At 63.0% G+C, this 12482-nt stretch carries 11 protein-coding genes; 1 reads left to right on the top strand and 10 read right to left on the bottom strand.

The window, feature by feature from the left end; genetic code table 11:
• Positions 1-127 precede the first annotated feature (127 nt).
• The 6 genes from ASE36_RS13745 to ASE36_RS13720 form a co-directional block, all read right to left on the bottom strand.
• Positions 128-1552, bottom strand: a complete 1425-nt coding sequence (locus ASE36_RS13745) for a gamma-aminobutyraldehyde dehydrogenase (protein WP_062280367.1) — start codon at positions 1550-1552, stop codon at positions 128-130.
• A 66-nt stretch (positions 1553-1618) separates the two neighbouring features.
• Entirely contained in the window at positions 1619-2434 is an 816-nt protein-coding gene (locus ASE36_RS13740) for an ABC transporter permease (RefSeq protein WP_062280363.1), read from the bottom strand.
• Complete coding sequence (locus ASE36_RS13735; RefSeq protein WP_062280360.1) at positions 2424-3374, bottom strand: ABC transporter permease; 951 nt, start codon at positions 3372-3374, stop codon at positions 2424-2426. Before ASE36_RS13735 ends, ASE36_RS13740 begins: the two co-directional genes overlap by 11 nt.
• Positions 3371-4360 carry an ABC transporter ATP-binding protein gene (locus ASE36_RS13730; protein ID WP_062280356.1) on the bottom strand — a complete coding sequence of 330 codons (990 nt, stop codon included), beginning with the start codon at positions 4358-4360 and terminating at the stop codon, positions 3371-3373. Before ASE36_RS13730 ends, ASE36_RS13735 begins: the two co-directional genes overlap by 4 nt.
• A 182-nt stretch (positions 4361-4542) precedes the next feature.
• Positions 4543-5703 carry an ABC transporter substrate-binding protein gene (locus ASE36_RS13725; RefSeq protein WP_062280353.1) on the bottom strand — a complete coding sequence of 387 codons (1161 nt, stop codon included), beginning with the start codon at positions 5701-5703 and terminating at the stop codon, positions 4543-4545.
• Positions 5704-5990: 287 nt separating this feature from the next.
• Positions 5991-6899: a LysR family transcriptional regulator gene (locus tag ASE36_RS13720; RefSeq protein WP_062281390.1), complete on the bottom strand. Its 909-nt coding sequence runs from the start codon at positions 6897-6899 to the stop codon at positions 5991-5993.
• A gap of 175 nt (positions 6900-7074) precedes the next feature.
• Here ASE36_RS13720 and ASE36_RS13715 point away from each other — a divergent pair, with 175 nt between their 5' ends.
• Positions 7075-7971 (top strand): DMT family transporter, encoded by an 897-nt coding sequence (locus ASE36_RS13715; RefSeq protein WP_062280350.1) that lies wholly within the window; start codon positions 7075-7077, stop codon positions 7969-7971.
• Positions 7972-7993: 22 nt separating this feature from the next.
• Here the strand turns inward: ASE36_RS13715 and arsA are convergent, their stop codons facing one another.
• The 4 genes from arsA to ASE36_RS13695 all read right to left on the bottom strand — a co-directional run bounded on the left by arsA (position 7994) and on the right by ASE36_RS13695 (position 12481).
• Positions 7994-9763, bottom strand: a complete 1770-nt coding sequence (arsA, locus tag ASE36_RS13710) for an arsenical pump-driving ATPase (RefSeq protein ID WP_062280347.1) — start codon at positions 9761-9763, stop codon at positions 7994-7996.
• Between the two features lie 81 nt (positions 9764-9844).
• Positions 9845-10702 (bottom strand): metal ABC transporter permease, encoded by an 858-nt coding sequence (locus ASE36_RS13705; RefSeq protein ID WP_062280345.1) that lies wholly within the window; start codon positions 10700-10702, stop codon positions 9845-9847.
• Positions 10699-11607, bottom strand: coding sequence for a metal ABC transporter permease (locus ASE36_RS13700; protein ID WP_062280342.1), 909 nt, complete (start codon positions 11605-11607; stop codon positions 10699-10701). The genes ASE36_RS13705 and ASE36_RS13700 overlap by 4 nt, the downstream gene beginning before the upstream one ends.
• Positions 11588-12481, bottom strand: a complete 894-nt coding sequence (locus ASE36_RS13695; protein ID WP_200945179.1) for a manganese/iron ABC transporter ATP-binding protein — start codon at positions 12479-12481, stop codon at positions 11588-11590. The genes ASE36_RS13700 and ASE36_RS13695 overlap by 20 nt, the downstream gene beginning before the upstream one ends.
• Position 12482 lies beyond the last annotated feature (1 nt).

The raw sequence follows: 12482 nt of genomic DNA, 5'->3' as shown, positions 1-12482 counted from the left end.
ATTTGCCGGGCCATGATATCGGTGGCGACGCTTCGCCGCCACCGGTTTGCCGCGTCAGGGTAAACTTCCGCCTTCGCACAGAAAGGCCCGGCCCTCAGCATACTTGGCTAGCAGGGCCTGACGGACCTCAATGCGCGATCATCACGTGGCGGACGGTCGTGTAGTCCTCCAGCGAGTAGAGCGAGAGATCCTTGCCGTAGCCGGACTGCTTCATGCCGCCATGGGGCATTTCGTTGCACAGCATGAAGTGGGTATTGATCCAGGTGCAGCCGTAACGCAGCTTGGCGGCGGTCTGCATGGCGCGGGATATGTCCTTGGTCCAGACGGAGGAGGCAAGGCCGTAGTCGCTGTCGTTGGCCCAGGCGACAGCCTGTTCGGCTTCGGTGAAGCGGGTGACGGAGACCACGGGTCCGAAGACTTCGCGGCGGACGATTTCGTCGTCTTGTGTCGCGCCGGCAATAACGGTCGGGGTGTAGAAGAAGCCCTTGTCGGAGCCGAGCTTGCCGCCTGCGACAACTTCCATGTGTTTGTGTTCGGCAGCCCGGGTGACGAAGCTTTCGACGCGGTCGCGCTGGCGCTTGGAAATCAGCGGGCCAATTTCGTTATCAGCATCATCAGCCTGGTTGAACTTGATGGTGGAGACGGCGCTCGCGAGATCGGCGACGAAGCGGTCGTAGATTTTGTCGGCTGCATAGATGCGGCAGGCGGCGGTGCAGTCCTGGCCGGCATTGTAGTAGCCGAAGGTGCGGATGGCGGAGACGGCGGCCTCGATGTCGGCGTCGTCATGGATGATGACAGGGGCCTTGCCGCCAAGTTCCAGATGCGTGCGCTTGACGGTCTTTGCGGCAGCCGTCAGCACCTTCTTTCCGGTCGCGATGTCGCCGGTGATCGAGACCATCGCGATCTTCGGGTTGTTGATCAGCGCATTACCGACGCTTTCGCCGCGGCCGAGCACGACATTTATGACGCCTTCCGGCAGGATGTCGGCCATAACCTTGGCGAGTTTCAGCGCCGTCAGCGGCGTCTGCTCGGACGGTTTGAAGACGATGGTGTTGCCGCCGGCAAGTGCGGGGGCAAGCTTCCAGGCCATCATCATCAGCGGGTAATTCCACGGCGCGATGGAGCCGATGACGCCGACGGCGTCGCGGCGGATCATCGAGGTGAAGCCGGGGAGGTATTCGCCCGATACGGGGGCCTGCAGTGTGCGGATGGCGCCGGCGAAGAAGCGGTAGCAATCGACGACAGCCGGGATTTCATCGTTCAAGACGGCATTGATCGGCTTGCCGCAGTTGAGGCTTTCGAGTGCTGCGAAGGCGGACGCTTCCTTCTCGATCGCATCGGCGATGGCAAGCAGGTAGCCGGCGCGCTGACCGGGCGTCGTCTGCGACCAGCTGGTAAAGGCGCCTTCGGCCGCGTCGACGGCGGCATCGACCTGGGCAATCGAGGCTTCGGGGAGATCGACGATCACGTCGCCGGTCTTCGGATTGAGGATCTTCTCTTCCGTCTCGGAACCGGCTTCGAACTTGCCGCCGATCAGCATCTGGGTGTCCATGTCGTTCTCCCTTTCATTGCACTTCAATAGCGAGACCGGCGGTCATACCGCACGGTACGTGGAGGTTCATTTGCCACTTCCGGCCACCTGGTCGGTATCGCGGGTCAGATAATAGGCTGCCAGGATCGGCAGGAACGTGACGATGACGACGACCATCGCAACCACATTGGTCACCGGGCGCTGCCGCGGGCGGATCAGCTCTTCCAGCATCCAGATCGGCAGCGTCGTCTGCTGACCGGCGGTGAAGGTCGTGACGATGACCTCGTCGAAGGACAGCGCGAAGGCAAGCATGCCGCCGGCCAGAAGAGCCGTTGCGATGTTCGGCAGGATCACATGGCGGAAGGTCTGGAAGCCATCGGCGCCAAGATCCATCGAAGCCTCGATCAAGGAACCCGAGGTGCGGCGGAAGCGGGCGACGGCATTGTTGTAGACGACCACGACGCAGAAGGTGGCGTGACCGAGGATGATCGTCCAGACCGAAAAGGGGATTTCGGCGAGCGAAAATGCGGAGCGCAGCGCAATGCCGGTGATGATGCCGGGAAGGGCGATCGGCAGGATGACGAGGAGCGAGATCGCTTCCCGGCCGAAGAATTTGGTGCGCGCGACGGCAGCCGCCGCGAGCGTGCCGAGGACCAGCGCAATCACTGTCGAGATGCTGGCGACCCGCACCGACAGGCCTAGCGCTTCCCAGATGTCCGGTCTGTTCCAGGCGACCGCGAACCATTTGGTGGTGAAGCCCGGAGGCGGCCACTGGAAGCTCTTTTCCTCCGTCGTAAACGCGTAGACGAAGATCAGCAGGATCGGCAGATGCAGGAAGGCGAGGCCGAGGCCGGCGGCGAGTTTCAGCGGCAGGCCTGCGGATTGGGGACGGTCAGAGCGCATCGAAGGCCCCCAGACGTTTTGCGATGGTAAGATAGATGCCCATGATGACGATCGGAACGACCGAGAAGGCGGCGGCAAGCGGGATGTTGCCGGCGGTGCCCTGCTGGGCATAGACGGCCTGACCGATGAACAGTCGCGAGGTGCCGACGATCTGCGGGATGATGTAGTCACCCAGCGTCAGCGAGAAGGTGAAGATCGAGCCGGCAACGATGCCGGGCAGCGACAGCGGCAGAAGCACGTGGCGGAAGGTCTGGCGCGCATCGGCGCCGAGATCGCCCGAGGCTTCGATCAGGTTGCCGGGCACACGCTCCAGCGAGGCCTGGATCGGCAGGATCATGAAGGGCAGCCAGACATAGCAGAAGACGATGAAGGTGCCGATATAACTGATCGACAGCGAGCTTCCGCCGATGACGGGGATGGCGAGAATTGCATCCAGCAGCCAAGTCAGGTGCAACTTCTCGAAGATCCAGGTAAGGATGCCTTCCTTGGCGAGGATGAGCTTCCAGGCATAGACCTTGACGAGATAGCTCGACCAGAGCGGCAGCATGATGCCGAGATAGAAGACGGCCTTCCATTTTCCCTGTGCGTAACGGGCGGCGTAATAGGCAATGGGGAAGGCGAGTGCCACCGAGGCGACGGTGACAGCGGCGGCCATCAGCAGCGTGCGCAGGATGACGTCGAAATTCGCCGGCTGCAGCAGCTGGCCGTAGGTTGCGAGCGTGAACTCGTAATTGATCAGGCCGGAAAACTCGTCGATCGAGAAGAAGCTCTGCAGCAAAAGTGCCAGAAGCGAGCCAACATAGATGATGCCAAGCCAGAGCAGGGGCGGCACCAGCATCAGCACCAGCAGCAGGTTGGGACGCCGCCAGAACAGATCCGAGAGCCGCCCCATCAGGCCCTGACGGCCATCGAGGATGACGGTTGAGGCGGGCGCTGTCATGCCTCGTCCTCCATGGGGTGGGCGTCTTGCGAGGCCCAGGTCAGGCGAACTGTTTCACCCGGCTTTGGCACGGGCTGACCTGCCGGAACGGTGATCGACAGCGGTGTTGCGCCGGCGTTGACGAAAAGGCGGGTGGCGGCCCCCAAAAAGCTGGTCGAGCGCACAAGAGCCGGCATGCCGCCTTCGCTTGCGATGCGGATTGCCTCGGGGCGAAGGCTCGTCCAGCGGGCATCGCCGCCGAGCGCCTTCATGTCCGTGGGAGAGATGACGTTGGAAGAGCCGACGAAATCGGCGACGAAGCGGGTCTTCGGGCGGTTGTAGATATCCTCAGGCGTTCCGGCCTGGACAATCTTGCCGTCGTTGAACACGGCGACGCGGTCGGCCATCGACAAGGCTTCGCCCTGGTCGTGGGTGACGAAGACGAAGGTGATGCCGAGCGCGCGCTGCAGGCTCTTCAACTCCTCCTGCATCTGCTCGCGCAGTTTCAAGTCCAGCGCGCCGAGCGGTTCGTCGAGCAGCAGCACTTTCGGCTTGTTGACGAGCGCGCGGGCGAGCGCCACGCGCTGGCGCTGGCCGCCGGAGAGCTGGCCCGGCTTGCGGGCGCCGTAGCCGGGGAGCTTGACCATCTCCAAGGCCTTTTCAGCCTCGCGGTGGCGCTCGGCCTTGGCGACGCCCTTGACCATCAGGCCATAGGCGACGTTGTCGAGAATGTTCAAGTGCGGGAAGAGGGCATAGTCTTGGAACACCGTGTTGACGTGGCGGCGATAGGGCGGCACGCCCTCGGCGGTCTCGCCGAAGATCTCGATATGACCATCGGTCGGCTGCTCGAAGCCGGCAATCAGCCGCAGGCAGGTCGTCTTGCCGGAGCCCGAGGGGCCGAGCATGGCGAAGAACTCGCCAGGTGCGACGGTCAGATCGACGCTGTCGACGGCTTTGACGCTGCCGAAATGGCGCGAGACCTTCGAGAAGGAGACGGCTGCGGTCATGGGGGCTCCAGAATTTCAGTATGGTGCCGGCAAAAGGCCAGCGGGGGTCTACACCCTCCCCTTGAGGGGGAGGGTCGGACCGAAGGTCCGGGGTGGGGTGACCCTTGACGTTTCAAAGCGCAAAAGATCACCCCCACCCGCGCGTGCCGCGCGACCTCCCCCCTCAAGGGGGAGGTGGGATGTTATCGTCCGCCGATCACGCCGATATAGTCGGAGACCCAGCGGTGGTAGGGGACGCATTCGCCCTGGCTTTCGCACTTGGAGGTCGGCGTGCGCCAGAACTTGATCTGGTCGAAGTGTTCGTAGCCGTTGGTCTTGCAGCCTTCGTCGCCGTAGAGCGCGTTGCCCTTACAGGCGGCGGGGACGGAGGGCACCGTGCCGAACCAGGCGGAGACGTCGCCCTGGACCTTGGGCGAGAGCGAGTGCTCCATCCACATATAGGCGCAGTTCGGGTGCTTGCTGTCGACATGCAGCATGGTCGTATCGGCCCAGCCGGTCACGCCTTCCTCGGGGAAGGTGGAGTCGATCTTGGCGCCTTCGGCCTTCATCAAGTTGACCTGGAACGGCCAGGAGCCGGAGGCAACGACGCCTTCGTTCTTGAAGTCGTCGATCTGGATCATCGCGTCGTGCCAGTAGCGGCCGACAAGCTGGCGCTGGCCGCGCAGCAGGTCGAGCGCGGCCTTGTACTGGTCTTCGTTCAGCTCGTAGGGGTCCTTGATGCCAAGTTCCGGCTTGTGCGCCATCAGGTAGAGGGCGGCATCGGCAACATAGATCGGGCCGTCATAGGCCTGGACGCGGCCCTTGTTGGATTTGCCGTCGGGCAGGGTCTGCTCTTCGAAGACGACCTTCCAGCTCTTCGGCGCTTCGCCCTTGAAGGCTTCGGTGTTGTACATCAGGACGTTGGCGCCCCAGACGTAAGGCGTGCCGTAATGGACGCCGTCCTTGGTGTGCCAGGGAGCGTTCTGCAGGCGCTCGTCGATGGTGCTCCAGGAGGGGATGAGGGCGGTATTGATCGGCTGGACGCGCTTGCCGGCGACGAGGCGCAGCGAGGCATCGCCCGAGGCGGTCACGAGGTCGAAGCCGCCTTCGTTCATCAGGGCGACCATTTCATCCGAGGTGGCGGCTGTCTTCACCGAGACCTTGCAACCGGTCGACTTTTCGAAGTCCGTGACCCAGTCGTAAGCCTTGTCGGTCTCGCCGCGCTCGATATAGCCGGCCCAGGCGACGATGGAGAGCGCGCCTTCACCGGGGCCGAGTTCCTTCAGCGGCTCCTGGGCGACGGCGGCAGTGGTCAAACTCAATACGGAGGCGAGGACGGTGCAGGATTTCAATATCGACTTCATCGCGAGGTCTCCCGTGTGTGAGGCCGCGTTTTTGCGGCCATTGTTCCCGCCTGGAAAGTTGCCGCGATTTAACCGCATTCGCAAATTCATTCGTCAGAATGGTGTTATCGGTTTTTCCGATGGCAACATGATTTTCGCAGATTTGGCGTGATGCCCCTCATCCCCCTGCCGGGACCTTCTCCCCGCAGGCCGGCAGAAGGGGCAGAACGGCAGCCCCGGTGCCCTTCTCCCCGTTGACGGGGAGAAGGTGGCGGCAGCCGGATGAGGGGTAATCGCTACGCTGAGGATTACCTGACCCGCCCGCTGCGGCTCGCTTCGGCAATCCCCACAAAGTCCCGCGCCGCTTGGGGCAGGCTCGAGCCCTTGCGCCAGACCATGCCGACCTGCACCACGGGCAGGGCACCGGAGACGTCGCGGCTTTCGATGCGGTCGCCTTCCAGCGACCAGGGGCGGTAGACGAGATCCGGCAGCAGCGCCACGCCGGCGCCGGTGGCAACCAGGCTGCGAACCGCTTCGACCGAGCGGGTGCGGAAGGCGACATGCGGGCGGGCGCCGAGTGCCGAGAGGAGCTTGCCGGTATTCTCCTCAATTTCATCCACCGTCAGCATGATCAGCGGCTCCTTGGTAATATCGGCAATCGAGATGATATCTGCCGAGACGAGCGGATGGCCGATGGGCAGCCAGAGGCGGTAGGGCGAGGTTTCCAGGATTTCCGCTTGCAGCGCCATGCGGTCGCGCAGGTTGGAGATGACCATGACGGCGACATCCAGTTCGCCACCGATCAGGAGATGTTCGAGATAGGAGCCATTGTCCTCGATCGCCGAGACTTCCACGCCCGGGCAGGCGCGGCGGTAGCGGGCAAGCAGATCCGAGAGCACGTAGCCGGCGACGAGCGAGGTGACGCCGATATTGAGGGTGCCGCCGGTATTGCTCTTCGTTTCGGCGAAGACATGGCGGGCATCCGAGACGGTGGCCAGGATCTTCGTCGCGTGCCGGAGGAACTGGTGGCCGTTATAGGTGATCGACAGGCCGCGCGGGTGGCGCTCGAAGAGCTCGACGCCGAGATCGCCCTCCAATTCCTTGATCGCCTCGGTGACCGAAGACTGTGAAATGGAGAGGTTCTGCGCCGCACGGGTGACGGAACCTTGCTCGGCGACGGCGACGAAATATTGCAGCTGACGGAATGTGAAGGCCATGGCCCAATCAAGCACGGAGAGGCTGCCGCGGGCAAGGCGGCTTGCGCAGTTGTCAGACTGCATGGCAGCCGTGCAATTCAAGCCTAGGAAAACAAATCTCCGCGTGTAGGATCAATTTGCCCGCGCCGTTGGTTCATCCACGGATTCGTCTCCTTCCAGGCTTTCGTTCCCCATCATGAAATCGACGCCGCTCGGCTATAGCTTTACCTTTCTCGCCTTTTCCGTTTTTGCCATCCAGGACGGTCTGTCGAAGCATCTCGGCGGCGACTATTCGCCGGTGCAGGTGGCGATGGTGCGCTACTGGGCCTTCGTCGCCTTCGCCGTGTTTCTCGCCATGCGCTCGCGAGGCGGTCTGCGGACCGCCATCAACACCAAGCGCCCGTTTCTGCAGATCCTGCGCGGCTTGTTGCTGTTCTCCCAGATCCTGATCTCGATCGTCGCCTTCACGCATGTCGGGCTGGCGAAGAGCCAGGCGATCTTTGCCGCCGGACCGATCTTCGTGGCGCTGCTGTCGATGCCGATCCTCGGTGAAAAGGTCGGCTGGCGGCGGTGGACGGCGATTTCGGCGGGTCTGGTCGGCGTGCTGATCATGCTGTCGCCAGGGGCGGACGGGTTCAACATCTATGTCGTCCTGCCGCTCATCTGTGCCGTGCTCGGCGCCGTCTATGCGATTGCCACTCGCCTCGTCAGTCGCGACGACGGGCCGTCGACCAGTTTCTTCTATCTCGCCATTGTCGGTTTCATCGGCGCCAATATCCTCGGCCCCTTTTTCTGGATCCCGTTTTCGGCGATGGACTGGGTCTGGATGGGATGCCTGTGCTGCACCGGCATTGTCGGCCATCTGGCGCTGATCAAGGCCTATGAAAATCTCGACGCGGTGGTGGTCCAGCCGATCTCCTACTGGCAGCTTGTGCTAGGAGCAGTGATTGCCGTTACCGTGTTCGGCGAAGTCCTGCGCTGGAACACGGTCGTTGGCGCCGCAATCGTCGTCGGTGCCGGCTTGTTCACCGTCTGGCGGGAATGGGTCGTTTCGCGCCGTGTCAAGCGCGCCGAAGAGGATGCCCGAGCGTGATGCTGCAAGGTGAGCAATCCCGTCACAGATCCTGCGCAATCCGTAGAAGTTCCGTCAGTCCCACCGGCGCCACTGGCCGGAAGTCCAGGCCGTAAATCCGTTCCGCACAATCGTGCTTCACCCGCTCAATCTGTGCCTTCTCGCCCCGGATGCGGGCGCGCAACAATGGATCGCGGGTTCCGGTCATTGCCATGGATTTATTGATAACCCAGCCATAGGGCTGAATGCCGGCGCGGCGCAGATCTTCCTGCAAGGCAGCCGCTTCCGAGACGGGAGTCGTTTCCGGTAGGGTCACCAGCATCACCCTCGTATAGGCCGGATCCTGCAGCCGCATCAGGGGCGTCACTATGCGGCCGGGAGCTGCGTCGTCGAGATGGCGCGTCATCTGGCGGTGATAGGCGCCGGTGGCGTCGAGCAGCAGCAACGTGTGGCCGGTCGGTGCGGTGTCGATGACGACGAAGTTCGATCTGGCCTCGCCGACGACGCGGGAGAAGGCGTGGAAGACCGCGACCTCCTCCGTGCAGGGAGAGGCGAGATCTTCCCGCAGCAAGGCTTTGGCGTCGTCATCAAGGTCGCGCCCCTTGGTCGACATGATCTTGTCGATGTAGCGGGTGGTCTCCGCTTTTGGATCAATGCGGTCTACTGTCAGCCCCGGCATCGCGTCCGCACCGACGACGAAGGAAAGGTGGGCCGCCGGATCGGTGGTGGTGAGGTGGACCGTGTGGCCACGGGCGGCCAGTCCGACGGCGACGGCGGCTGCGACCGTTGTCTTGCCGACGCCGCCCTTGCCCATGACCATGACAAGGCCCTTGCCGCTTGAGGCGATCTCATCGACCAGCGTCGACAGGCGAGGCAGGTCCGGATTTTCGAAAGCGTCGTCTGCGCTAAGGTCCGGCGGTGTGATGGAGGTTTCGGACAGAAGCTCGCGTAGGGCGGCAATTCCCACCATGTCGAAGGGCTTGAGAGCCACTTCGTCACGGGGCAAGGCCGAGAGGGCCGGAGGAAGTTCGGCGAGTGCTTTTGTCTGCTCCGCGGCGAAGGCCCCTGCAATATGGTCGCTGGGGTCGGTTGGGATGAAGCGGCCGTTCACTGCGAGCATCTGGTTGGCGAGGCCGAGCTCTAAGAGTTCACCCGCCGTGCGGGCGGCTTCGCGGATCGCGCCGCGATCGGCCCGTGTCACAAGCACGATGGTGGTGCGGGCGGGATCGCCGAGGCATTCCAGTGCCGTGCGGAAGCGGTCTTCCTGCATCTTCAGGCCGGAATGAGGGCCCAGACAGGAAGCGCCGCGCTCGTTTGCCTCCAGAAAGCCGGTCCAGGCCTTGGGCAGGCTGAGAAGGCGCAGGGTGTGGCCAGTCGGGGCGGTGTCGAAGATGATGTGATCGTATTCCGGCTGCTCATCCGCCAGGAGACCGACGAACTCATCGAAGGCGGCAATTTCCGTGGTGCAGGCGCCGGAGAGCTGTTCGCGGACGGTTGCGCGATCCTTGTCCGTTGTTTCAGGGCCCATCTGATCGAGTACGCGTGAGCGATAGTCTTCGGCGGCCGTTTCTGGATCGATGTTCAGGGCGAACAGGCACGGCACCTCGGGGATGGGTTTGGGGTGGCTGCCGAGGGCCACGCCCAGCATCTCATCGAGATTGGAGGCGGGGTCGGTGCTGACAAGCAGGACTTTCAGGCCCTGATCGGCGAGGGCAATCGCGGTGGCGCAACTGAGCGATGTCTTGCCGACGCCGCCCTTGCCGGTGAAAAACAGGTGCCTCGTGGGATGTTCAAGCAGTTTCAGCGTCGCCATGGGCATGCATCCTCGTGTTGATGAGGAAACCTTAATCCGCCGCTGCCCTTGCGGACTTGATCCATGGCAAGCCGAGCCTGATCACATGTCCGCTTCTGCTGCGATCCGGTTCACGCCCCGCGCCTGCCAGAGCGTGCGCAGGAAGGCTGCGACGAAGATGCCGCTCATGATCAGCACGATGGTCGGGGCAGGGGCGCTGTCGATGAAGAAGCTCAAATAAATGCCCGTTAGCGACGAGGTGACGGCCACCGCGACGGCCATTACTAGCATCGTGCCATAGCGTTTGGTGAGCAGAAAGGCAATGGCGCCGGGGGCAACCAGCATGGCGACCGATAGAATGATGCCGACGGCTTTTAATGCGCCGACGACGAGCAGCGACAGCACGGTCAGCTGGCCATAATGCAGCAGACGGACCGAGAGGCCGATCGCCTGGGCGTGCTGCGGATCGAAGGCATGGGCAAGCAGATCCTTGCGGAGGACCACCAGGAAAAGCGTGGCGAAGAGGGCGATCACGCCGGTTTCGATCAGGTCGGATGGCAGGATCCCGAGCATGTCGCCGAACAGGATGTGATCCAGATGGACGGAGCTTTCGACCTGCACATAGAGGACCAGACCGAGGCCGAACATGCCGGAAAAGACGATGCCGAGCACCGTGTCTTCCTTGATCCGGCTGTTTTCCTTGATGAAGCCCGTCAGCAGCGCACAGAAGAGGCCGGCAACAAAGGCGCCGATGGCAAGCGGGATGCCGATGATATAGGCGATGACGACGCCAGGCAGGACGGCATGGGAAACGGCATCGCCCATCAGCGACCAGCCTTTGAGCACCAGCAGGCAGGACAAGAGCGCCATCGGGACCGCGATCATCAGCGTGACGACGAAGGCCGTCTGCATGAAGGGCAGCTGGAAGGGGAGGAGAGCAAGTTCGAGGGTTTCGTTCATGCCGGGCGTTCCTTGCCCAGATGCGGCGTCGAGACTGCTGCGGTTGATGGCAGCGGCTCCAGCGCTTCCCTCGCGCGGCCGCGGGCGGCGAAAAGGCCGTGCTTGGGCGCGAAGAAGAAGGCGGCAAGGAAGATCGCGGTCTGCAGCACCACGATGATGCCGCCGGTCGCGCCATCCAGGAAGTAACTCGCATAGGCGCCGACGAAGCTGGTGCCGGCGCCGATGGCAAGCGCCATCAGGATCAGGCGCTGGAAGCGGTCGGTCAAGAGATAGGCGGTGGCACCGGGGGTCACGACCATGGCGACGACGAGGAAGGCGCCGACGGTCTGCATGGCCGCGACCGTGGAGGCGGCCAGCAGCGTGAAGAAAATGATCTTCAGGCGTTCGGGCTTCAACCCGATCGAGCGGGCATGGCTCTCGTCGAAGAAGGTCACCATCAGGTCCTTCCATTTGAGCGTCAGAACGAGGAGGCTGATGCCGCCGATCAGAACGAGCTGCAGCGTATCGGTCGGGGTGATAGCGAGGATATTGCCGAGCACGATGGTCTTGATGTCGATCGACACAGGCGAGATCGAGACGATGAACAGGCCGAGGCCGAAGAAAGAGGTGAAGATCAGGCCGATGATCGCGTCTTCCTTCAGCTTGGTGCGCTGGTTGAGGAAGAGGATGGCGATCGCCGCCAGTCCGCCGGAGAGGAAGGCGCCGAAGGCGAAGGGCAGTCCCAGCATATAGGCACCGGCGACGCCGGGGACGATGGCGTGAGACAGCGCGTCGCCGATCAGCGACCAGCCCTTCAGCATCAGATAGGCGGAGAGGAAGCCGCAGACGCCGCCGACCAGCGCAGACACCAGAATGGCATTGCGCATGTAATCATAGGTGAAGGGCTCAACCAGGGTCGCGAGCATCGGCGGCTCCCGGTTTCGGCGTGCCATAGATGACGAAGGGACGTTCGTCGTCGGTAATGACCTTCACCTCGCGACCGTCTTCATCGTCATGCAGGTCGGTGCCTGAGAGCACGAAGTGGCGGAGTGCCCCGCCGAAGGCGGTCTTGAGGTTCTCTTCGGTGAAGGTGTCCTCGGTCTTGCCGGAGGCGATCACGGTGCCCTTGACGAAGATGGTGCGGTCACAGAAGTCGGGAACGCTGCCCAGATTGTGGGTCGAGACTAGCATGACCCGGCCTTCGGCGCGCAGGTCTTTCATCAACCCGATGATCTGTTCCTCTGTGGTGACATCGACGCCGGTGAAGGGTTCGTCGAGCAGGATCACCTGACCTTCCTGCGCCAAGGCCCGGGCGAGGAAGACACGCTTGCGCTGGCCGCCGGAGAGTTCGCCGATCTGGCGTTTGCGGTAGTCGGTCATGCCGACACGGGCAAGGGCACCATCGACGAGCGCATGGTCGTGTTTCGAGGGAATGCGTAGGAAGCTCATGTGGCCGTAGCGGCCCATCATCACGACGTCTTCGACCAGCACGGGGAAGTTCCAGTCGACCTCCTCGGCCTGGGGGACATAAGCGATCAAGTTCTGCTTCAAGGCTTCCTTTACGCTCATGCCGAGCACGCAGATCTCGCCTGAGGCCACCGGCACAAAGCCCATGATCGCCTTGAAGAGGGTGGATTTGCCGGCGCCGTTGACGCCGACCAGGGCGGTGATCGTTCCGGGCGGGATCTCGAAGCTTGCATGGCGCAGCGCCGTGTGGCCGTTGCGATAGGTGACGGTGACGTCACTTGCAGCGATCCCAGAGGGGGCGCCGCGATGGGCTCTTCGATCGCGCGATCCCATG

The organism is Rhizobium sp. Root274 (assembly GCF_001429245.1).
Classification (GTDB): Bacteria; Pseudomonadota; Alphaproteobacteria; order Rhizobiales; family Rhizobiaceae; genus Allorhizobium.
The sequence above is the reverse complement of the archived record's forward strand: the minus strand, read 5'-3'. Positions and strand labels throughout refer to the sequence as shown.